Annotated in this window: 21 protein-coding genes; 13 read left to right on the forward strand and 8 right to left on the reverse strand. The window is 73.1% G+C overall.

Translation table 11 applies throughout. The annotated features are described in order from the left end of the window. Positions 1-31: 31 nt before the first annotated feature. Together ACFY9E_RS25330 and coaA are read right to left on the reverse strand one after the other, a co-directional pair. Positions 32-961 carry a DUF389 domain-containing protein gene (locus tag ACFY9E_RS25330; protein ID WP_390988378.1) on the reverse strand — a complete coding sequence of 310 codons (930 nt, stop codon included), beginning with the start codon at positions 959-961 and terminating at the stop codon, positions 32-34. Positions 962-992: 31 nt separating this feature from the next. Further along, a complete protein-coding gene (gene coaA / locus ACFY9E_RS25335) occupies positions 993-1961 on the reverse strand; it encodes a type I pantothenate kinase (protein WP_390987741.1) in 969 nt (322 codons plus the stop codon). Between the two features lie 210 nt (positions 1962-2171). On the opposite strand from coaA, the gene glmS reads away from it, so the two are divergent. Next, a complete protein-coding gene (gene glmS / locus ACFY9E_RS25340) occupies positions 2172-4019 on the forward strand; it encodes a glutamine--fructose-6-phosphate transaminase (isomerizing) (RefSeq protein ID WP_390987743.1) in 1848 nt (615 codons plus the stop codon). A gap of 110 nt (positions 4020-4129) precedes the next feature. Here the strand turns inward: glmS and ACFY9E_RS25345 are convergent, their stop codons facing one another. Then, positions 4130-4531 carry a hypothetical protein gene (locus ACFY9E_RS25345; protein WP_390987745.1) on the reverse strand — a complete coding sequence of 134 codons (402 nt, stop codon included), beginning with the start codon at positions 4529-4531 and terminating at the stop codon, positions 4130-4132. Between the two features lie 116 nt (positions 4532-4647). Here ACFY9E_RS25345 and ACFY9E_RS25350 point away from each other — a divergent pair, with 116 nt between their 5' ends. Next, positions 4648-5019, forward strand: a complete 372-nt coding sequence (locus ACFY9E_RS25350) for a holo-ACP synthase (protein ID WP_390987746.1) — start codon at positions 4648-4650, stop codon at positions 5017-5019. Positions 5020-5035: 16 nt separating this feature from the next. Here ACFY9E_RS25350 and ACFY9E_RS25355 read toward each other — a convergent pair whose 3' ends face one another. Together ACFY9E_RS25355 and ACFY9E_RS25360 are read right to left on the reverse strand one after the other, a co-directional pair. Then, the gene (locus ACFY9E_RS25355; RefSeq protein WP_390987748.1) at positions 5036-5308 is read right to left on the reverse strand and encodes a hypothetical protein; all 273 of its coding nucleotides are present in this window, start codon (positions 5306-5308) and stop codon (positions 5036-5038) included. Between the two features lie 132 nt (positions 5309-5440). Then, positions 5441-6595 (reverse strand): hypothetical protein, encoded by a 1155-nt coding sequence (locus tag ACFY9E_RS25360; protein WP_390987750.1) that lies wholly within the window; start codon positions 6593-6595, stop codon positions 5441-5443. A 175-nt stretch (positions 6596-6770) separates the two neighbouring features. Here ACFY9E_RS25360 and ACFY9E_RS25365 point away from each other — a divergent pair, with 175 nt between their 5' ends. The 6 genes from ACFY9E_RS25365 to ACFY9E_RS25390 all read left to right on the forward strand — a co-directional run bounded on the left by ACFY9E_RS25365 (position 6771) and on the right by ACFY9E_RS25390 (position 12754). Further along, positions 6771-8201 (forward strand): NAD(P)H-hydrate dehydratase, encoded by a 1431-nt coding sequence (locus ACFY9E_RS25365; protein WP_390987752.1) that lies wholly within the window; start codon positions 6771-6773, stop codon positions 8199-8201. A 292-nt stretch (positions 8202-8493) separates the two neighbouring features. Beyond that, positions 8494-9381: a L,D-transpeptidase family protein gene (locus ACFY9E_RS25370; RefSeq protein WP_390987754.1), complete on the forward strand. Its 888-nt coding sequence runs from the start codon at positions 8494-8496 to the stop codon at positions 9379-9381. 38 nt (positions 9382-9419) lie between these two features. Next, positions 9420-10589 (forward strand): alanine racemase, encoded by a 1170-nt coding sequence (gene alr, locus ACFY9E_RS25375; protein ID WP_390987755.1) that lies wholly within the window; start codon positions 9420-9422, stop codon positions 10587-10589. 108 nt (positions 10590-10697) lie between these two features. Continuing rightward, the gene (locus ACFY9E_RS25380; protein ID WP_390987757.1) at positions 10698-11957 is read left to right on the forward strand and encodes an alpha/beta fold hydrolase; all 1260 of its coding nucleotides are present in this window, start codon (positions 10698-10700) and stop codon (positions 11955-11957) included. After that, entirely contained in the window at positions 11926-12444 is a 519-nt protein-coding gene (gene tsaE / locus ACFY9E_RS25385; RefSeq protein WP_390987759.1) for a tRNA (adenosine(37)-N6)-threonylcarbamoyltransferase complex ATPase subunit type 1 TsaE, read from the forward strand. Before ACFY9E_RS25380 ends, tsaE begins: the two co-directional genes overlap by 32 nt. Positions 12445-12586: 142 nt before the next feature. Further along, positions 12587-12754 carry a hypothetical protein gene (locus ACFY9E_RS25390; protein ID WP_390987760.1) on the forward strand — a complete coding sequence of 56 codons (168 nt, stop codon included), beginning with the start codon at positions 12587-12589 and terminating at the stop codon, positions 12752-12754. 19 nt (positions 12755-12773) lie between these two features. On the opposite strand, the gene ACFY9E_RS25395 is transcribed toward ACFY9E_RS25390, so the two are convergent. Then, positions 12774-13334, reverse strand: a complete 561-nt coding sequence (locus ACFY9E_RS25395; RefSeq protein WP_390987762.1) for a hypothetical protein — start codon at positions 13332-13334, stop codon at positions 12774-12776. A 113-nt stretch (positions 13335-13447) separates the two neighbouring features. Between ACFY9E_RS25395 and tsaB the strand changes: the two genes are divergently transcribed. From tsaB to ACFY9E_RS25415, 4 genes are read left to right on the forward strand one after another with little or no spacing between them, the layout of a single operon-like run. Beyond that, positions 13448-14101 (forward strand): tRNA (adenosine(37)-N6)-threonylcarbamoyltransferase complex dimerization subunit type 1 TsaB, encoded by a 654-nt coding sequence (gene tsaB, locus ACFY9E_RS25400; RefSeq protein WP_390987763.1) that lies wholly within the window; start codon positions 13448-13450, stop codon positions 14099-14101. Continuing rightward, complete coding sequence (gene rimI, locus ACFY9E_RS25405) at positions 14098-14604, forward strand: ribosomal protein S18-alanine N-acetyltransferase (RefSeq protein WP_390987764.1); 507 nt, start codon at positions 14098-14100, stop codon at positions 14602-14604. The genes tsaB and rimI overlap by 4 nt, the downstream gene beginning before the upstream one ends. Then, positions 14597-15694: a tRNA (adenosine(37)-N6)-threonylcarbamoyltransferase complex transferase subunit TsaD gene (gene tsaD / locus ACFY9E_RS25410; RefSeq protein WP_390987765.1), complete on the forward strand. Its 1098-nt coding sequence runs from the start codon at positions 14597-14599 to the stop codon at positions 15692-15694. Before rimI ends, tsaD begins: the two co-directional genes overlap by 8 nt. Then, complete coding sequence (locus tag ACFY9E_RS25415; RefSeq protein ID WP_390987766.1) at positions 15691-15948, forward strand: hypothetical protein; 258 nt, start codon at positions 15691-15693, stop codon at positions 15946-15948. Before tsaD ends, ACFY9E_RS25415 begins: the two co-directional genes overlap by 4 nt. Here ACFY9E_RS25415 and ACFY9E_RS25420 read toward each other — a convergent pair. Beyond that, positions 15899-16429: a hypothetical protein gene (locus ACFY9E_RS25420; RefSeq protein ID WP_390987767.1), complete on the reverse strand. Its 531-nt coding sequence runs from the start codon at positions 16427-16429 to the stop codon at positions 15899-15901. The genes ACFY9E_RS25415 and ACFY9E_RS25420 overlap by 50 nt on opposite strands. A 27-nt stretch (positions 16430-16456) precedes the next feature. Next, on the reverse strand, positions 16457-18775 hold the full coding sequence (locus ACFY9E_RS25425) for a glycoside hydrolase family 3 N-terminal domain-containing protein (RefSeq protein WP_390987768.1): 2319 nt from the start codon (positions 18773-18775) through the stop codon (positions 16457-16459). 172 nt (positions 18776-18947) lie between these two features. Here ACFY9E_RS25425 and ACFY9E_RS25430 point away from each other — a divergent pair, with 172 nt between their 5' ends. Beyond that, the gene (locus ACFY9E_RS25430; protein WP_390987769.1) at positions 18948-20009 is read left to right on the forward strand and encodes a substrate-binding domain-containing protein; all 1062 of its coding nucleotides are present in this window, start codon (positions 18948-18950) and stop codon (positions 20007-20009) included. Positions 20010-20111: the final 102 nt, after the last annotated feature.

A 20111-nucleotide genomic window follows, 5' to 3' on the forward strand; every position in this document is an offset into this window, starting at 1 on the left:
GTGCCCCTGAGGGTGCTGCCCCCGGCCCCCTTCAGGGCCGTCGGCGTTGTTTCCGCCAGAACCACTTCTGCGCCAGCAGGGTCAGCGTCCCGGCCAGGATGATGCCCAGCAGGTTCAGCAGGAGCTGCTGGGTGGAGCCCCAGGTCTGCCCCATGTCGCCGTAGCTCAGGGCCACGGCCGCGTTCGCGGCGGCCGGGATCGTGGTCACCGAGATGGCCACCCCCACCAGGGCACCCGACTTGGCCGACGTCAGGGAGAGGGTGCCGGCGATTCCGGCGAGGACCGCCACCACGAAGGACAGCAGGTCGGGCGCGTAGATGAAGCCCGTGTTGGGCCGGTCCGCTTCCAGTCGGGCCTCGGTGAACAGGCCGACCGCGTCCATGAAGAGGCTGAAGCCGACCGTCACCGCCATCGCCGCCGCGAAGCCCACCAGCAGGGCGCTCAGTGAGCGCAGGGCGAGGCGCGGCCGGCGGCGGACTATCGCGGTGCTGAGGCCGGCGAGGGGGCCGAACTCGGGGCCCACCGCCATGGCACCCACGATCAGGATCGCGTTGTCCAGGACCACACCGCAGGCCGCGATCACCGTGGCGAGCGTGATGAAGGCCAGGTAGGTGGCCGAGAGGGTCGACTCCTCGTGGGTCGCCTCGGTCAGCTGCTCCCAGAGCACCGCGTCCGCGCCCTCGCCCGGGGCGTCCGCCTCGGCCTGGTCGGCCCGCTCCGACAGGGACAGGTCGATGGACTCGACGGCGATCGAACCGCTGGTGTCGATCCCCAGTTCCCGCAGCCCGGCGAGCAGTTCGTCACCCGCCTCCCGCGCCACGTCGCACATCACCACGTCCCCGGCGGGGTCGCGGGCGGCGCCCGGCAGCACGACGAGGTGGGTGGTGCCGACCGTCTTGCCGATCAGCCGCACCACGTCGTCGGTCTTCCCGGACGGTGTGATCAGACGCAGATGGAGCATGGCGCTCATCTAACCCGCTTTTCTCCGGGCGTCACAGCTTGCGCAGGCTGAGCCGCTGCACCTTGTGGTCCGGGCCCTTGCGCACGACGAGGGCGGCGCGGCCCCGCGTGGGGGCGATGTTCTCCACCAGGTTGGGCCGGTTGATGGTGCGCCACATCGTCCGGGCGTAGTCCAGGGCCTCCTCCTCCGAGACCTGGGTGTACTTGCGGAAGTACGAGGACGGGTTCTGGAAGGCGGTCGCGCGCAGCTTGCGGAAGCGGTTGAGGTACCAGGTCTCGATGTCCTCGAGGCGGGCGTCGACGTACACGCTGAAGTCGAAGTAGTCGGCGAGACCGACGCGGGTGCGGCCGTCCTTGCCGGGCAGGGCCGGCTGGAGGACGTTCAGGCCCTCGACGATCAGGATGTCGGGACGGCGGACCGTGAGCCTCTTGTCCGGGACGATGTCGTAGATCAGGTGGGAGTAGACGGGCGCGGTGACCTCGTCCTTGCCGGCCTTGATGTCGGCGACGAAACGGGTCAGGGCGCGGCGGTCGTAGGACTCCGGGAAGCCCTTGCGGGACATCAGGCCGCGGGCCTGGAGCTCCCGGGTGGGCAGCAGGAAACCGTCGGTGGTGACCAGCTCGACGCGCGGGTGCTCGGGCCAGCGCGAGAGCAGGGCCTGGAGGAGGCGGGCGACCGTCGACTTGCCGACGGCGACCGAGCCGGCCACGCCTATGACGAACGGGGTGCCCGACTGGGAGCCCTTTTCGCCCAGGAACGTGTTCAGCGCGCCTCTGAGGCCGTCGGTGGCGCCGACGTAGAGGTTGAGGAGCCGGGACAGCGGGAGGTAGATGTCCCGCACCTCGTCGAGGTCGATCACGTCGCCGAGACCGCGCAGCTTCTCGACCTCCTCGGCCGTCAGTGGCAGCGGCGTCTTGTCACGCAACGCGCTCCACTCGGCTCGGGTGAGGTCCACGTAGGGAGTCGCCTCCGGGCGGGGCCGGTGGGCGCTCCGGGGCATCGAGGAGACCGGAGAGATCACAGTCCATTGTGACGGGCGTACGAACGGATGGTGAGGTGGGATCCGTCACGCGGGCTCTTCCCTCGCCCCGCGGAGGCGGAAACCGGCCGGACACCTCGCGGGCTTCGGGGTACGTACCCCGGTGGGAATTTCCGATTTCGGGCACGCTTCGGCCGGTTCGGCGCGGGAATCGACCCTAAGCTGCCGCCCATGTGTGGAATCGTGGGATACGTGGGGCCGCAGTCCGCGCTCGAGGTCGTGATGGCCGGGCTGAAGCGGCTGGAGTACCGGGGGTACGACTCGGCGGGCGTCGCCGTCCTGGCCGACGGCGGGCTGGCGACGGCCAAGAAGGCCGGCAAGCTCCTCAACCTGGAGAAGGAACTGGACGGCAGGCCGCTGCCGACCGGCGCGACGGGCATCGGGCACACCCGCTGGGCCACGCACGGCGGGCCGACGGACTCCAACGCCCACCCGCACATCGACAACGCGGGACGGGTCGCGGTGGTGCACAACGGCATCATCGAGAACTTCGCCCTGCTGCGGGCCGAGCTCGCGGAGCGCGGCCACGACCTGGCCTCCGAGACCGACACCGAGGTCGTCGCCCACCTGCTCGCCGAGGAGTTCTCCTCCTGCGCGGATCTCGCCGAGGCGATGCGGCTGGTGTGCCGGCGTCTGGAGGGTGCGTTCACTCTGGTCGCCGTGCACGCCGACGAGCCGGACGTGGTGGTGGGCGCGCGCCGGAACTCGCCGCTGGTGGTCGGCGTCGGGGAGGGCGAGGCGTTCCTCGCCTCGGACGTCGCCGCGTTCATCGCCCACACGCGCTCGGCGATCGAGCTCGGCCAGGACCAGGTGGTGGAGCTGCGCCGGGACGGCGTGACGGTGACCGGCTTCGACGGCCGCCCCGCCGACGTGCGCTCGTACCACGTCGACTGGGACGCGTCGGCCGCCGAGAAGGGCGGTTACGACTACTTCATGCTCAAGGAGATCGCCGAGCAGCCCAAGGCGGTCGCCGACACGCTCCTGGGCCGTATCGACGGGTCCGGTTCGCTGACCCTGGACGAGGTGCGGATTCCGGCGGGGGCGCTGCGGGAGATCGACAAGGTCGTCATCGTCGCCTGCGGTACGGCCTTCCACGCCGGGATGATCGCCAAGTACGCGATCGAGCACTGGACGCGGCTGCCGTGCGAGGTGGAGCTGGCGAGCGAGTTCCGCTACCGGGACCCGATCCTCGACGCGCAGACGCTCGTCATCGCCATCTCCCAGTCCGGCGAGACCATGGACACGCTGATGGCGCTGCGGCACGCCCGTGAACAGGGCTCCAGGGTGCTGGCGATCTGCAACACCAACGGTTCGACGATTCCTCGCGAGTCGGACGCGGTGCTGTACACGCACGCCGGGCCGGAGGTGGCCGTCGCCTCGACGAAGGCGTTCCTGACGCAGCTCGTGGCGTGTTACCTGGTCGCCCTGTACCTGGGCCAGGTGCGCGGCACCAAGTGGGGCGACGAGATCCGGGCGGTGGTCCGCGACCTGTCCTCGATCGCCGGTGCGGTGGAGCAGGTGCTGGGCACGATGGAGCCGGTACGGGAGCTGGCGCGCACGCTGGCCTCGAAGAACACGGTGCTGTTCCTCGGGCGGCATGTGGGGTATCCCGTGGCGCTCGAAGGCGCGCTGAAGCTCAAGGAACTCGCCTACATGCACGCGGAGGGCTTCGCGGCCGGGGAGCTGAAGCACGGGCCGATCGCCCTGATCGAGGAGGACCTGCCGGTCGTCGTGGTGGTGCCGTCGCCGCGCGGGCGGTCGGTGCTGCACGACAAGATCGTGTCCAACATCCAGGAGATCCGGGCCCGGGGCGCGCGGACGATCGTGATCGCGGAGGAGGGCGACGAGGCGGTCGTGCCGTACGCCGACCACCTGATCCGGGTGCCCGCCACACCGACCCTGCTGCAGCCGCTCGTGGCGACGGTGCCGCTTCAGGTGTTCGCCTGCGAACTGGCGACCGCGCGCGGCAACGAGGTGGACCAGCCCCGGAACCTGGCGAAGTCGGTGACGGTGGAGTGACGGCGGGGGAGTGAGCGGGCTGCGCCGGCCCGGGCGTCCGGGAAAGGGGGCGAACGGCTGTGTGCCGTCCGCCCCTTTGCTCAGCCGGTCGGTCCGTCGGCGGCTCAGGCTCAGATGGGCAGGCAGGTCGCCGGGACCCAGCCTTCCACGCTGGTGCTGTTGGGGCCGCCGAAGTACCACTTGTTGCTCGTCTTGCCGCAGGCGGTGTAGCTGCCGCCCGTGGCGGGCTTGCCGTCGCCGAAGCAGACACCGCCCTTCTGGCCCTTGCCCCAGGTGCCGAGAGCGGTGGCGCTCGTCTTGGGCGCGCTGCGGAGGTTGACGGTCGCCTTGGGCTTCACGTTCACCAGGGCGCTGCTGCAGTCGGGCTTCGTCGCCGCGGCGGCGGTGCCGGCGGTGGCGACGGTGCCGGTGAGGGCCGTGGCGAAGAGAGCCAGGGCACTGACGGCGGTCCCCAGCGACTTGAACTTCATGGTCGGTTCGTCCTCCCGTTTGGTGCGATGCCGTTTGCTCATCGCGGTCAGCGCGAACTCTGTAGCGGGGAGGGGGAGTTGCCGATCACGGGGTCGTCCGGGCGGTCCGTCCGGCGCCGTTTCCGCCGGATCCCGCCCGTCACCGTAGGGTGCTGCCCATGAGCATCATCGGGGTCGGCATCGACGTTGCCGAGATCGACCGGTTCGCGGCTTCACTGGAGCGTACGCCCGCGCTGGCCGGACGGCTGTTCCTGGAGCGGGAGTTGCTGCTGCCCAGCGGGGAGCGGCGGGGGGTCGCCTCGCTCGCCGCGCGGTTCGCGGCCAAGGAGGCGCTGGCCAAGGCGCTCGGCGCTCCATCCGGGCTGCTGTGGACCGACGCCGAGGTGTGCGTCGAGGACAGCGGGCAGCCCCGGCTGCGGGTGACCGGGACCGTGGCCGCGCGGGCCGCCGAGCTCGGCGTGCGGACCTGGCATGTGTCGCTGAGTCATGACGCGGGCGTCGCCTCGGCCGTGGTCATCGCCGAGGGGTAGGGGTGAGCGGCGAGCGCTAGGACACGGCCCAGAGGAGCGTGACCGTGCTGACGACGCCGATCGCGCCCAGTGCCGTACCGGCCGCCGCGGGCCACAGCCGGCCCGTGCCCCTGCGGGCGTAGTGGAGGCCCATGGCGCCGAACGTCACCGCGAGCGCTCCGGCCAGCACCGTCCACGGGAACAGGAACGCCCAGGTGCCCACCGCGGAGAAGGCGCCGAGGACCAGGGCCGTGGGGCCCAGGGCGGTGGCGGGGCTGTCTGTGTCCTCGGGCGCTGTCGAACTGGTCATGCCTCGCTGATCCCCCTTTTTGAACGAGTTCAAAACACGACTCGATCATACGCCCGGGGCGTGGTCCGGGGGAACAGAGGCCCGAAAGCCCCCGCCGGGCGTGGCGGCGGGGGTTTCGGCGGCCCGGTCGGGTCAGCAGATCGACTGGCTGCTGTTCACCCGCGTGATGTTGCGGAACGTCGTGTTCTCGCCACACGGGCTCTCCCTGATGGCCGAGTCGGTGACCGTCAGGTTCTGGATGGTGATGTCCTTGTTGTTCGGGAACTCCGAACGGGCGGCCAGCCGCAGCTCACCGCCGCCGGTGACCGTGCCGCTTCGGGCCGCGAGGCTGACGTTGTAGCAGTTCTCGATCAGGACCGAGTTGTTGCCGGTGTTCGAGAGCGTCACCCTGTCGATGACGGCCCCGCCGCTCTCCGAGACGCAGAACACCCCGCGCCCGCCGCCGCGCGCGATGACCTCGCCGACACGGATGTTGGTGGGGTAACCGCTGCCGACCCGGCCGTTGCGGTTGGCCATGCGGAAGGCGGCGTAACCGGTGCCGGTGCCCGCGTTCTCGGCGTCGACCTTGGTGACGGTGGCGTTGACGGTCTGGTTGAGCAACAGGCCGGACTCGCCCACGTTGCGTGCGGTGACCGTGCCGATGGTGATGCCGTCGACGCCGTAGGTCTCCACCGCGTGGCTGGACGCGCCGGAGACGTAGACGTTGTCGATGCGGACGTTGCGCGTCCACTGGCTGGTGTCGCCCCGGTTGTCGATGCGGACGCCCAGGCCGCGCGAGAGGCGCATGTCGATCTGGCCCAGCACCACGTTCTGGACGTTGCGCAGGAAGATGCCGTACAGCGGGGTGCCGGTGAGCTTGAGGTTCTGGATTTCCACGTCGCGGGTGCCGCGCGAGTAGACCGGCGCCTGGTCGCCCGAGCCGCTGCCGGTGACGTTGATCGTGCCGCAGACGTCGAGGACCGTGTAGCTCGGCAGGGAGATGCGCGAGCCCGCCGAGACGGAACCCGAGCCGCGGACCACGACCCGTTCCTTCGAGGTGCGCCCGGCGCTGAGGCTGTTGAGGGCCGCCTGGACGGCCGCGCGCATGTCGGTTCCGGTGGAGACCGTGCTGCCGCCGCGCCGGGCGGTCCAGGTGCCGCCGCTCTGCACGGCCTCGGCCTGGTAGGAGCCGTCTCCGCAGGCCAGTGCTCGTGTGGGGGCGGCCGTGGCGGGGGCGGTCAGGGTGCCGGCCGCGGTGAGGAGGGCGGTGGCACCGGCGGCGGCCAGTAATGCGGCTCTGCGCCCCATGGGGGCCTCGGTTTCGTCGGGTGTGGGGGAGTGTGCAAGCGCTTTCTGCGCGGCCGGGAGTCTGGCAAAGGGGCGGCAAAGCGTCAATGGACGCGGCACGGTTCGCAGAGGGGGGAGATGCGGGAGGTGCGTGTGAGGGGGAGTGGCCCGGCGGTCGTACGGGAAACTCGACCGCATGCGTACTGCGTACAGCGTGGAGACGGTCCGGAACGCCGAACGGGAGCTGATGGCGCGGCTGCCGGAGGGGGCGCTGATGCAACGCGCCGCCGCCGGGCTCGCCGCGGCCTGCGCCGACCTGCTGGGGCGGGTGTACGGGAGCAGGGTCGTGCTGCTGGTCGGCAGCGGCGACAACGGGGGTGACGCCCTGTACGCCGGGGCCCGGCTGGCCCGTCGGGGGGCCGGGGTCACGGCGGTGCTGCTCGCGCCGGACCGGGCGCATGCGGCGGGGCTCGCGGCGCTGCGGCGGGCCGGGGGCCGCGTCGTCGGGGCCGGTGAGGGCGAGGCGCCGACCGAGGGCGCGGACCTCGTCGTCGACGGGATCGTCGGGATCGGCGGGAAGGGCGGGCTGCGGCCGGACGCCGTGCCGTTGGCCGCTGCCGCCGGGCGGTCGCGGGGGGCCGTGGTCGCCGTCGATCTTCCGAGCGGCGTAGACGCCGACACCGGGGAGGTCCACGGCGTCGCCGTGCGGGCCGATCTGACCGTCACCTTCGGGACGCACAAGCCGGGGCTCCTGATCGACCCCGCACGCGAGTACGCGGGGTCGGTGCGCCTGGTCGACATCGGGCTGGAGCTGCCGGCCGAGGCGGAGCTGGAGGCGTTGCAGCACCGGGACGTGGCCCGGTTGCTGCCGGTACCGCGGGCGGAGAGCGACAAGTACCGGCGGGGCGTGGTCGGGATCGCCGCCGGGTCGGCGCGCTACCCGGGGGCCGCCGTGCTGGCCGTCGCGGGCGCGCTGCGGGGCGGGGCCGGGGCGGTTCGGTACGTCGGGCCGGCCGGGGACGCGGTCATCGCGCGGTTCCCCGAGACGCTCGTGTCGGATCAGGGGCCGAAGCACGCCGGGCGGGTGCAGGCGTGGGTCGTCGGACCGGGGGCCGGGGACGACGCGGCGACGGTGGCGGAGGTGCTGGCGGCGGGGGTGCCGGTGCTGATCGACGCGGACGGGCTGCGGCTGGCGGACGCGGAGGTCGTGCGGGGGCGGCGGGCACCGACGCTGATGACGCCGCATGCGGGCGAGGCGGCGGCCCTGCTGGGAGTGGAGCGGGGGGAGGTCGAAGGGGGCCGGCTGACCGCGGTGCGGGAGCTGGCGCGACGGTACGGGGCGACCGTGTTGCTGAAGGGGTCCACGACCTTGGTGGCCGACTCCGGGGGCGGGGCGGTGCGGGTGAACCCGACGGGCACGGGGTGGCTGGCCACGGCCGGCAGCGGGGACGTGCTGTCGGGGCTGGCAGGCTCGTTGCTGGCGGCGGGGCTGTCCGCGAGGGACGCGGGGAGTGTGGGGGCGTATGTGCACGGGCTGGCCGGACGGCTGGCGGCGGAGGGGGCGCCGGTGGGGGCGCACGACGTGGCCGGTGCGGTTCCGGAGGCGTGGCGGAATGTCTTGGGCTGAGGGGTGAGGGCTGAGGAGTGAGGGCGAAGGGTGAGCGGGTGCGGGCCGGTGGGGGGTGCCGGGGTGGGTCACCCTCTCCGCCCCTTCCCGTCCCGCCTCCGGAGGCTGCCGACCCCGCCCCCCGCTTCGGCCTGAACGGTCTCGTCCTCGAGCGCCGGACGGGCTGAACGTGGTCGAGCGGTGTCGTCGGGTGGGCGCTGCGACGGTCACCCTGAGGTGTGCTGATGCCTCCGGGTGACCCCCGCAGCGCGGCAACCCCGGCCCGCCCCGGCCGCCGCGCTTGTCTGGGCGCATGACCCGCAGACGTACCGCCGGGCGCGCCCTCGCCCTGCTTCTCGCCGCCGTCACCGCCGTGCCCCTCGGTGTCGCCTCCGCCGCTCCCGTGCCGCCGGCTCCCGGCCCGTCGGCCGAACTGGTGCCCGGGGTCGCGCCGGGGCCCGCTCAGCCCTGGGCGCTCGACACGCCCGACCAGGCCCTGCCGCCCGTGGTGTACACGCCGTCCGCGGAGGAAGAGGCCGTCGAGCCGCGGAGCGCGGCGGCGGGGACGTACGCGCTCGTCGAGTACGTGCCGCTGGGCGAGGCGGTCGCGCAGGTGAGCTGCACCGCGAAGACGGGGCCGTATCAGCGGCAGGTGGAGCGGTGGCTGGGGCTGCGGGTCGACGGGAGGCAGTCGGCGGGCGACTGCCGGGGCATCCGGGCGTTCCAGGTGAAGCAGGGGATCAAACCGGCCATGGGGTTCGCGGGGCCGGTCACATGGGCGCGGATGCGGTATCTGTCGGCCCGCCTCGATCCGAACGCCGCCGGGAACTGCCCGGTGAGGAGCCACCCCGTGGCGTGTGTGGACCTCAGCCGGCAGCTGATGTGGGTGCAGAAGGGCCGGCAGGTCGTGTTCGGGGCGGTGCCCATCCGCAGCGGGCGGGCCGGGTACCGGACCCGGGCCGGGTGGCACACGGTCTACTGGCGGCACAAGAACCACTGGTCGACGCTGTACAACACGCCCATGCCGTACTCCCAGTTCTTCGACGGCGGGCAGGCCTTCCACGGTGTCTACGGCTCTCTCCACACCGCCGTCGGCTCGATGGGCTGCGTCAATCTCACCGTGGGTGACGCGCAGAGGCTGTGGGGCGTGCTCAGGAAGGGCGACCGGGTGTTCGTGTGGGGGCGGCGGCCCGGGACGTAGCCGAACCGTCGCCGGAGCCCTCTGAGACACTGGGCGCGATGAGCGAGAGAAGAGCCCCGCGGACCGCGTTCATGAGGGCCCGTGCCGAGATCGACCTGGCCGCCCTGCGGGCCAATGTGCGGACCCTGCGCGCCCATGCGCCGGGCGCGGCCGTGATGGCCGTGGTGAAGTCCGAGGCGTACGGGCACGGGGCTGTGCCGTGTGCCCGGGCGGCCGTCGCCGCGGGGGCGACCTGGCTGGGCACGGCCACGCCCGAGGAGGCCCTGGCCCTGCGGGCCGCCGGGCTGCCGGGCCGCATCATGTGCTGGCTGTGGACGCCCGGCGGGCCGTGGCGCGAGGCGATCGAGGCCGAGCTGGACGTGTCCGTCAGCGGCATGTGGGCCCTGGAGGAGGTCGTCGAGGCGGCCAGGGGGGCCGGCCGGCCCGCCCGGGTGCAGCTGAAGGCGGACACGGGGCTCGGGCGCAGCGGGTGCCAGCCCGGGGACGACTGGGCGGCACTGGTCCGCGAGGCGCTGCGGGCCGAGGCCGAGGGGCTGCTGCGCGTCACGGGCCTGTGGTCGCACTTCGCCTGCGCGGACGAGCCCGGGCACCCCTCCATCGCCGCCCAGCTCGCCGTGTTCCGCGAGATGGTCGCGTACGCCGAGGAGCGGGGCGTGCGGCCCGAGGTCCGGCACATCGCCAACTCGCCGGCCACCCTCACGCTCCCCGAGAGCCACTTCGACCTGGTCCGCACCGGCATCGCCACCTACGGCATCTCGCCCAGCCCCGAGCTCGGCACCCCGGCCGATTTCGGGCTGCGCCCCGTCATGACGCTGTCCGCCTCGCTGGCCCTGGTCAAGCACGTACCGGGCGGGCACGGCGTCAGCTACGGACACCGGTACGTGACCCCCGGCGACACCACCCTCGGCCTGGTGCCGCTGGGCTACGCGGACGGCGTCCCGCGGCACGCCTCCTCGGCCGGGCCGGTCCTGGTCGAGGGCAAGTGGCGCACCATCGCCGGGCGGGTCGCCATGGACCAGTTCGTGGTGGATCTGGGCGGCGACGAGCCCGCCGCGGGAGCCGAGGCGGTCCTCTTCGGCCCTGGGGACCGGGGTGAGCCCACCGCCGAGGACTGGGCCCAGGCGGCCGGAACCATCGCCTACGAGATCGTGACCCGGATCGGAACGCGTGTTCCTCGCGTCTATGTGAATGAGGAACAGGACGGGTAACTCGCACAGAGAACGGGTCACGCGAGAAACGACAGTCACTCAGGCACCACCGGCATCACCCGACCCGACGAGTCACCCGATCGGCAGCCCGGCGAAGAGGAGCGGTACGTGAGCGAGAGCAGTGCGGAGGTCGTCGTCGACGTCGCCTCCGCGGCCGTCGCGGCCTCCGCCGCGGGGGCGGCGGGAGGCTGGCGCCGGGCGACCGGTCTCGCCGGCGTGGCGATAGGCGTGGTGGCCGCGGGCGCGGCCGCCGGTGTCGCCCTGGAGCGGATGACGGTCGGCCGGGGCATGCGCCAGAAGGCCCGGCTCGCCCTGGACTCGGCGGGACCGTACGGCTCGCTGCGCGGCATGCCGGGCAAGGCGTTCTCGGACGACGGCACCGAGCTGTACTACGAGGTCGACGACGTCGACGAGGAGGCCGTCCCGGCGGCCATCGGCCCCCGGCGCCGCCGGCTCTTCGGCCGCAAGTCCCCCGCGCCCGTCACGGTCGTCTTCAGCCACGGTTACTGCCTGAGCCAGGACTCCTGGCACTTCCAGCGGGCGGCCCTGCGGGGCGTCGTACGGACCGTGCACTGGGACCAGCGCAGCCATGGCCGGTCCGGGCGGGGCCTCGCGCAGACGCGGGACGACGAGCCGATCACCATCGAGCAGCTGGGCCGGGACCTGAAGGCCGTCATCGACGCGGCAGCCCCCGAGGGTCCGCTGGTGCTGGTCGGGCACTCCATGGGCGGCATGACGGTGATGGCGCTGGCCGACCAGTACCCGGAGCTGATCAGCGAGCGGGTCGTCGGGGTCGCCTTCGTGGGGACGTCCTCGGGGCGGCTCGGCGAGGTCAACTACGGCCTGCCCGTCGCCGGGGTCAACGCGGTGCGGCGGGTGCTGCCCGGGGTGCTGAAGGCGCTGGGGCAGCGGGCCGACCTGGTGGAAAAGGGGCGCCGGGCGACGGCCGACCTGTTCGCCGGGATCATCAAGCGGTACTCCTTCGCGTCCCGGGACGTCGACCCGGCCGTCGCACGGTTCGCCGAGCGGATGATCGAGAGCACGCCGATCGACGTGGTCGCCGAGTACTACCCGGCGTTCAACGACCACGACAAGACCGAGGCGCTCGTCCACCTCGCGGACCTGCCGGTGCTCGTCCTGGCCGGGGTGCAGGACCTGGTCACGCCGAGTGAGCACAGCGAGGCCATCGCCGATCTGCTCCCCGACGCCGAACTGGTGCTGGTGCCGGATGCGGGGCACCTGGTGATGCTGGAACACCCGGAAGTGGTCACCGACCGCCTCGCCGACCTGCTCACCCGCACGGGTGCCGTGCCCGCAGGGGCTACCGTGAAGGGCTATGGAAGCAGCAGCACCGCACAGCCCGGCTGAGCCCGGATCCGTCCAGATCGTCGTCACGTCCCCCGAGCAGATGCGGGAGCTGGGCCGCCGGCTCGCGAAACTGCTCCGCGCGGGTGACCTGGTGATGCTCAGCGGGGAGCTCGGCGCGGGCAAGACGACGCTGACCCGCGGCCTGGGCGAGGGGCTCGGCGTGCGCGGAGCCGTCACCTCGCCGACCTTCGTGATCGCCCGGGTGCATCCCTCCCTGGGTGACGGGCCGCCGCTCGTCCATGTCGACGCCTACCGGCTCTCCGGCGGTCTCGACGAGATGGAGGACCTGGACCTCGACGTCTCGTTGCCCGAGTCCGTGGTCGTCGTGGAGTGGGGCGAGGGCAAGGTCGAGGAACTGACCGAGGACCGGCTCCAGGTCGTGATCCACCGTGCGGTGGGCGACACGACCGACGAGGTCCGGCACATGACGGTCACCGGTGTGGGCGAACGCTGGGCCGCGGCGGACCTGAGCGTGCTCGCCACCTGAGTGCGGTGTGCGGTCATCCGATGAACGTTCCGACAAGACGTCGGCAAGATGTTGCGTTCGGCGTCTTGTGCGTGGTCACATGGTATCCAGTCCGTAGTTAGGTCTACCTAACTATGTTGCCCCGGCCCTTCGGGAGGCGTCCATGTCGGCTACAGAGAGCAAGGGGCAGCCGCAGCGGTTCGCGGTCGCCGGGGTGTCCATGCGTGACCTGCTGGCGGCCGGCGAGGCGGCGGCACTGGTCTCCACGCCCCCGCGCTTGCCCGATCCGGAGCTCTCCGAGCGGGCCCCCGTGCACCGCGAAGCGGCTTAGCGCCCTCGCGCGGCAGGCCCTAGCGGACGACCACGACCGTGCGGCCGATCGTCGCGAACGTCCACATCGCGTCGCCGTCCGCGCGGGACTCGCGGATGCCACCCGTACGGACCTTCGGGTCGGGTGCGGGGGCGGTCGGGCCGCCCACGGCCGCGCTGAAGCCGATGACCACGCCGTTCACGGCGGCGAAGCGCACCACGTGCTCGACGGGGACGCCGTCGGAGCCGGTGACCGCGTTCGAGCGGGACGTCACCGAGTAGCTGCCCGGCGCCGGGTCCACCGCGCTCGGCTCGACCTTGAACGTGCGGCTGACCGCCCCGTCCCCGGCGACCAGCCACACCCGGTCACCGCGCAGCGAGTACACGACCCGGGCGCCCTTGCCGGAGCCGTCGGGCAGCGCGGCGGGGTCCTTCGCGGCCCGGGGCGCCTTCGACGCACCGGCCGCCGGCGTGGCGCCCGCCTGCGCCGTCCGTCCCAGCCCGGCCGGGACGGTCTCGGCCGCCTGGTGGGCGAGGTAGCCGACCGTGGCGAGGGCCGCGGCGGTGAGCCCGGCCACGATTCCCGAGCTGCTAGCTGCCACCTGCGTCCACCTCACGTCGTACATCCCTGTCGTGACGGTAGGTGACGGTAGCAGCACGTGACGACCCGGCCGCCGCGACCGTGCCGGGCCCCGGGGAGCCGTAGGCTGTTTGCGTGCTCTTGCTCGCTCTGGATACCGCCACGCCCGCTGTCACCGTCGCGCTGCACGACGGACGCGATGTCATCGCCTCGTCCAGTCAGGTGGACGCGCGCCGGCACGGGGAACTGCTGCTGCCGGCGATCGACCGGGTGCTCGCCGAGGCCGGTCTGCGGCTCGACGCCGTCACCGGGGTCGTCGCCGGGATCGGTCCGGGACCGTACACCGGGCTGCGCGTCGGACTGATGACCGCGGACACCTTCGGGCTCGCGCTCGGTGTCCCCGTGCACGGCGTGTGCACGCTGGACGGCCTCGCCTACGCCGCCGACCTGGAGGGCCCGTTCGTCGTCGCGACCGACGCCCGCCGCAAGGAGGTGTACTGGGCCCGCTACGCCGACTCCCGCACCCGGGTCACCGACCCGGCCGTCGACCGGCCCGCCGACATCGCCGAGCAGGTCGAGGGGCTGCCCGCGGTCGGCGCGGGCGCGCTGCTGTACCCCGGCACCTTCCCCAAGGCGCACGAGCCGGAGCACGTGTCCGCCGCCGCCCTCGCCCGGCTGGCCGCGGAGAAGCTGGCGGCCGGCGAGGAACTCCCCGCGCCCAGGCCGCTGTACCTGCGCCGCCCGGACGCCCAGGTCCCCAAGAACTACAAGGTGGTCACCCCCAAGTGACCGAACCCGTGACGTGCACGCTGCGCGAGATGCGCTGGTGGGACATCGACTCCGTGCTGGCACTGGAGCGGGACCTGTTCCCCGAGGACGCCTGGTCCCGGGGCATGTTCTGGTCCGAACTCGCCCATGCACGGGGGCCCGAGGCCAACCGGCGGTACGTGGTCGCCGAGGCCGGCTCCCGGATCGTCGGCTACGCCGGCCTGGTCGCCACCGGTGAGCAGGCCGACGTCCAGACCATCGCCGTGTCCCGCGAGCTGTGGGGAACCGGTCTCGGCGGACGGCTGCTGGCCGAACTGCTGCGGGCGGCCACCACCTTCGAGTGCGCCGAGGTGATGCTGGAGTGCCGGGTCGACAACGTCCGCGCACAGAAGCTGTACGAGCGCTTCGGCTTCGAGCCCATCGGTTTCCGGCGTGGCTACTACCAGCCGGGAAACGTGGACGCCCTGGTGATGCGCCTGACCACCCCCGAGAACTCCGTACAAGGAACCGAGATCAATGGCTGACGAACCCCTCGTACTGGGAATCGAGACCTCCTGCGACGAGACCGGCGTCGGCATCGTGCGGGGCACCACCCTGCTGGCCGACGCCGTCGCCTCCAGCGTCGACGAGCACGCCCGCTTCGGCGGTGTCGTACCGGAGGTGGCGAGCCGCGCCCACCTGGAGGCGATGGTCCCCACCATCGACCGCGCCCTGAAGGAGGCGGGCGTCAGCGCCCGCGACCTCGACGGCATCGCCGTCACCGCCGGTCCCGGTCTCGCCGGTGCCCTGCTGGTCGGCGTCTCCGCGGCGAAGGCCTACGCGTACGCGCTCGGCAAGCCCCTCTACGGCGTCAACCACCTCGCCTCGCACATCTGCGTGGACCAGCTGGAACACGGCGCGCTGCCCGAGCCGACGATGGCCCTGCTGGTCTCCGGCGGCCACTCCTCGCTGCTGCTGTCCTCGGACATCACCTCCGACGTCCGCCCGATGGGCGCCACCATCGACGACGCGGCCGGCGAGGCCTTCGACAAGATCGCCCGCGTGCTGAACCTCGGCTTCCCGGGCGGCCCGGTCATCGACCGGTACGCGAAGGAGGGCGACCCGAACGCGATCGCCTTCCCCCGGGGCCTGACCGGCCCGCGCGACCCGGTCTACGACTTCTCCTTCTCGGGGCTGAAGACCGCCGTGGCGCGCTGGATCGAGGCCAAGCGGGCGGCGGGGGAGGAGGTCCCGGTGCGGGACGTGGCGGCCTCCTTCCAGGAGGCGGTCGTGGACGTGCTGACCCGCAAGGCCGTCCGGGCCTGCAAGGACGAGGGCGTCGACCACCTGATGATCGGCGGCGGCGTGGCCGCCAACTCCCGCCTGCGCGTCCTCGCCCAGGAGCGCTGCGAGGCCGCGGGGATCCGGCTGCGGGTGCCGCGGCCCAAGCTGTGCACGGACAACGGCGCGATGGTCGCCGCCCTCGGCGCCGAGATGGTCGCCCGGGGCCGGGCGGCGTCGTCCTGGGACCTGTCGGCGGACTCGTCCCTGCCGGTCACCGAACCGCACGTGCCCGGGCACGACCACGACCACGACCACGTGCACGAGGTCAGCAAGGAGAACCTCTACTCGTGACGGTCGCGTTGATGTGGGAGGCCCGGGCGCCCGAGGGACGGGGCGAGGAGCTGCTGGCCTGGGCGCGCGCCCAGGAGCTCCCCCGAAAGCCCCTGCGCCGGGAGACCTTCCGGGCGCCTCGGGACCGGGTCCTCGTCATCACCTGGTGGGACGCGGCCCACGACGCCGAGCTGCCCGAACTGCCGGAGCCGGAGGGGGGCCTGGTCACGCGGGCGGTGCACCGGTGGCGGTTCGAGTCGGTGGACGCCGGCTGACCGACAGCCGCCAGGGCTCGTCCGGGATGTGGCCCCGCCACAGCACCAGGCCGTTCCCGCGCTCCCAGCGGGCGGCCACCAGGGCATGGGCCAGCCAGTCCGATGCCAGCCACGGCGGGACGACGAGCAGCGAAGGCTCCGCGAGGAGGGCCACCAGCAGCGCGAAGACCAGGCTGAAGGCGAGGATCCCCGGGCTGAACGGGCGGCGCCGCAGGGAGACCGCTGCGGGCGGTGTCGCGCCCGTGTCCTCCACGAACGGCGCGGTGTCGAACTCGCGGACGACACCGAAGCCCTTGAGCCGGGACCTCCTCAGGAGCGCGGACGCGGCCACGAACGCGAGCCCGATGCCGATGACCAGCGGCAGTCCGTGCGGCCTGATCGGCAGGTGGCCGCGCACGCCGGTGAACACCGCGGCGGCGATCGCGGTGCCCGTGAACGCCGAGACGGCGCCCCGCAGTTCCACGTGGACGTACCTGTCCATCCCACCCCCGTGCTCCCGGCACGGGTCTCACGCCACCCCCGACACCTCCGTCTCGCACCGGAGCCGCCGATCGGGGCCGAGGACCCTGAGCGGGCCGGTGAGGGTGAGCCGTGCCGTGTGGCGTACGTCCGCGCTGGACGCCGCCAACCGTAGTTCCAGCGCGCCCGGTTCGACCACCCTTCGGCCCGAACGGTCGGTGAACGCCGAAAGGTCCGTGTGGAAACGGAACGTGACCCGGGCGGCCTCGCCCGGGGCCAGCTCCACCCGCTGGTAGCCGATCAGCCGGACGTCGGGGCGGGTCACCGAGGCCACCGGGTCGTGCAGGTACAGCTGCACGACCTCCGCACCCTCGCGCCCGCCCGTGTTCCGGACGGTCACCGACACGTCGTGGGAGCCGTCCGTGCCGAGCTCGGCCGGTTCGGTCGCGGAGCAGTCCTCCCAGGCGAACGCCGTGTACGAGCGGCCGTGTCCGAAGGCGTACAAGGGGGTCGGGTCGAGGTTGCTGACCTCGCCCGCGAGGCCCAGGGGCGGCTGGAGGTAGGTCCAGGGCTGGCCGCCCGGGACCTGCGGGACGCTCACGGGCAGGCGGCCCGAGGGGTTCACGCGGCCCGACAGGACACCCGCGACGGCCGGGCCGCCCTCCTCGCCGGGGAAGAACGCCTGGACGACCGCGCCGAGGCGGTGATGCCAGCGGCCCAGGGCGTAGGGGCGGCCGGTCAGCAGCACCAGCACCACGGGGACGCCGGTGGCGACCAGGGCGTCCAGCAGGTCGCCCTGGGCGCCCGGCAGGCCGAGGTCCGTCGCGTCGCAGCCCTCGCCCGAGGTGCCGCGGCCGAACAGGCCCGCCCGGTCGCCGAGGACCGCCACGCACACGTCGGCCTCGGCGGTGCGGGCGATCGCCTCCTCGAAGCCCGCGGTGTCCGGGTCGGTCACGTCACAGCCCTGCGCGAACGTCACCTTGGCGTCGGGGAGTTCGGTGCGCAGGGCGTCCAGGACCGTCGGGATCTCGATGCCGGCCGGCACCCCGGGGTGGTGGGTGAGGACGTGGGACGGGAAGGAGTAGCAGCCCAGCATGGCCAGGGCGTCGGCCGCCCGGGGCCCGACGACAGCGATCCGGGTGTCGGGGGCCAGCGGCAGCAGGCCGTCGGGGTTGTCCAGCAGGACCACCGACTCCTCGGCCAGGCGGCGGGCCAGGATGCGGTTGCCCGTCGAGTCGAGGTTGATCCCGGTGGCCGGCTCGGGGGTCCAGTCCTCGTCCAGCAGGCCCAGTTCGCACTTCTGGAGCAGGACGTGGCGGGCCGCCCGGTCGACGAGCTCCTCGGGGACCTCGCCCGAGCGGACCGCCTCCAGCAGCGGCGGGCCGTAGCAGCTGACGGTGGGGAGTTCGACGTCGATGCCGGCGGTGAGGGCCGCGTGGGCCGCCTCGGCGGGGGTGCCCGCGACCCGGTGGAGGGTCTGGAGGAATCCGATGCCGAAGTAGTCGGCCACGACCGTGCCGGTGAAGCCCCACTCCTCGCGCAGGAGACGGGTCAGCAGCCCGGGGTCCGCGGAGGCCGGGACACCGTCCGTCTCGGTGTAGGCGGCCATCACCGAGCGGGCGCCGCCCTCGCGCAGGGCCATCTCGAAGGGCGGGAGGGTGACGTCGGCGAACTCGCGGACGCCGGCCCGGACCGGTGCGAGGTTGCGGGCACCGGCCGAGGAGGCGTACCCGGCGAAGTGCTTGAGCGTGGCGATGACACCGGCCGACTCCAGGCCCCGCACATACGCGGTGCCGACCGTGCCGACCAGGTACGGGTCCTCGCCGATCGTCTCCTCCACCCGGCCCCAGCGCGGATCGCGTACGACGTCCAGCACGGGCGCGAGGCCCTGGTGGACACCGGCCGAGCGCAGGTCGGCGCCGATGCGCCGGGCCATCTCCTCGACCAGCGGCGGATCCCAGGTCGCCCCCCAGGCGAGCGGGACCGGGTAGGCCGTGGCCTGCCAGGCGGTGAAGCCGGCCAGGCATTCCTCGTGCGCGATCGCCGGGATGCCGAAGCGGCCGGCCCCGGTGATACGGCGCTGGGCGCGGGCCAGTGCCTGCGCGCCGAGCGCCGGGTCCACGGGCGCGGTGCCGAAGGAGCGGGTGAGCTGGCCCAGGCCGTGGGTGATCAGCTCGTCCCATTCCTCGTCGGAGCGCTCGACGGTCATGTCGTGCTGGTGCGGAGCGACTCCGCCGCCGTCCGTCGCGGCGCCCACCCACACGCCGTACAACTGGGCGGTCTTCTCCTCCAGGGTCATCCGCGCGAGCAGGTCGTCGACGCGGGCGGCGGCGGGCAGCGCGGGATCACGCCAGGGCGCGGTGGTCATGAAGCTCCTGTCGGGTGGACGGGACGGCCCTCTCACGAGCGCGTGGAGGCTCCTGCCGATCGTGTCCCGCGCCCGCTTCTACGAATGTTTCGATGTGTATGTCGAATGTTCCGGGAACCTATGGCGCCCTGAGGACTTCGTCAAGGGGGCCCGCAGGGTTACGATCGCCGCCATGACATCCCCGGAGCCCGTTGAAAGCCGGACGCAGAACCGGACGCAGGGGCGCACCGCGCAGACCGCGACGCTCGCCGAGATCGCCCGTGAGGCGGGCGTGTCGGCGCCGACTGTTTCGAAGGTCCTCAACGGCCGGGCCGACGTCGCCCCGGCCACCCGGTCCCGCGTCGAGGACCTGCTGCGCGCCCACGGCTACCGGCGCCGCCGCGCCGAGGCGACCCGTTCGCCCCTGATCGACCTGGTCTTCCACGAACTGGAGAGCGCCTGGGCGATGGAGGTCATCCGGGGCGTGGAGAACGTGGCGCGGGACGCCGGGCTCAGTGTCGTGCTGTCCGAGAGCGCGGGGCGGCTCACCCCCGGCCGGACCTGGGCCGACCAGGTCGCCGCCCGTCGGCCGCACGGCGTGATCCTGGTCCTGTCCGGCCTCGACGAGTCGCAGCGGGCCCTGCTGACCAGCCGCTCCATCCCGTTCGTGGTGATGGACCCGGCCGGCGACCCCGGCGCCGACGTGCCGTCGATCGGCGCGACCAACTGGCAGGGCGGCCTCGCGGCCACCCGGCATCTGGTCGAGCTGGGGCACCGCAGGATCGGCGCGATCAGCGGACCCTCGCAGATGATGTGCAGCCGGGCCAGGATCGACGGGTACCGGGCCGCGCTGGAGACGGCCGGGCTGCCCGTGGATCCCGAGCTGATCGCGACCGGAGACTTCCACCACGAGGCCGGCTACCGGCGGGGCCTGGAGCTGCTGCGCCGCCCGGACCGGCCGACCGCCGTCTTCGCCGGGAACGACCTGCAGGCGCTCGGACTGTACGAGGCCGCGCGCGAGCTGGGGCTGCGCATCCCCGAGGACCTGAGCGTGGTCGGGTTCGACGATCTGCCGGTGGCGCCCTGGGTCGGGCCGCCGCTGACGACCGTGCGGCAGCCGCTGACGGAGATGGCCGAGGCCGCGGCCAAGCTGGTCCTCGACCTCGGGCGGGACGAGGGGACCCCGGCGACCCGGGTCGAGCTGGCGACGAGCCTGGTGGTGCGCAGCAGCACGGCGGGGCCCGCGGAGGCGTAGCCGCTGCGTTGACGGGGTGTTCCGGACGTCCCCACACCGCACCGAAGCCAATCGGCTGCACCACCGAAACTTTCGGAGGTGCCCCGAACCCTGAGATCGGGC

Source organism: Streptomyces sp. NPDC012466, from assembly GCF_042955215.1.
Lineage (GTDB): Bacteria > Actinomycetota > Actinomycetes > Streptomycetales > Streptomycetaceae > Streptomyces.

What these genes read in the sequence shown, in the direction of transcription:
- ACFY9E_RS25330 (WP_390988378.1), bottom strand. Translation starts at nt 961, where the DNA reads ATGCTCCATCTGCGTCTGATCACACCGTCCGGGAAGACCGACGACGTG.
- coaA (WP_390987741.1), bottom strand. Translation starts at nt 1,961, where the DNA reads ATGCCCCGGAGCGCCCACCGGCCCCGCCCGGAGGCGACTCCCTACGTG.
- glmS (WP_390987743.1), top strand. Translation starts at nt 2,172, where the DNA reads ATGTGTGGAATCGTGGGATACGTGGGGCCGCAGTCCGCGCTCGAGGTC.
- ACFY9E_RS25345 (WP_390987745.1), bottom strand. Translation starts at nt 4,531, where the DNA reads ATGAGCAAACGGCATCGCACCAAACGGGAGGACGAACCGACCATGAAG.
- ACFY9E_RS25350 (WP_390987746.1), top strand. Translation starts at nt 4,648, where the DNA reads ATGAGCATCATCGGGGTCGGCATCGACGTTGCCGAGATCGACCGGTTC.
- ACFY9E_RS25355 (WP_390987748.1), bottom strand. Translation starts at nt 5,308, where the DNA reads ATGACCAGTTCGACAGCGCCCGAGGACACAGACAGCCCCGCCACCGCC.
- ACFY9E_RS25360 (WP_390987750.1), bottom strand. Translation starts at nt 6,595, where the DNA reads ATGGGGCGCAGAGCCGCATTACTGGCCGCCGCCGGTGCCACCGCCCTC.
- ACFY9E_RS25365 (WP_390987752.1), top strand. Translation starts at nt 6,771, where the DNA reads ATGCGTACTGCGTACAGCGTGGAGACGGTCCGGAACGCCGAACGGGAG.
- ACFY9E_RS25370 (WP_390987754.1), top strand. Translation starts at nt 8,494, where the DNA reads ATGACCCGCAGACGTACCGCCGGGCGCGCCCTCGCCCTGCTTCTCGCC.
- alr (WP_390987755.1), top strand. Translation starts at nt 9,420, where the DNA reads ATGAGCGAGAGAAGAGCCCCGCGGACCGCGTTCATGAGGGCCCGTGCC.
- tsaE (WP_390987759.1), top strand. Translation starts at nt 11,926, where the DNA reads ATGGAAGCAGCAGCACCGCACAGCCCGGCTGAGCCCGGATCCGTCCAG.
- ACFY9E_RS25390 (WP_390987760.1), top strand. Translation starts at nt 12,587, where the DNA reads ATGTCGGCTACAGAGAGCAAGGGGCAGCCGCAGCGGTTCGCGGTCGCC.
- tsaD (WP_390987765.1), top strand. Translation starts at nt 14,597, where the DNA reads ATGGCTGACGAACCCCTCGTACTGGGAATCGAGACCTCCTGCGACGAG.
- ACFY9E_RS25420 (WP_390987767.1), bottom strand. Translation starts at nt 16,429, where the DNA reads ATGGACAGGTACGTCCACGTGGAACTGCGGGGCGCCGTCTCGGCGTTC.
- ACFY9E_RS25425 (WP_390987768.1), bottom strand. Translation starts at nt 18,775, where the DNA reads ATGACCACCGCGCCCTGGCGTGATCCCGCGCTGCCCGCCGCCGCCCGC.
- ACFY9E_RS25430 (WP_390987769.1), top strand. Translation starts at nt 18,948, where the DNA reads ATGACATCCCCGGAGCCCGTTGAAAGCCGGACGCAGAACCGGACGCAG.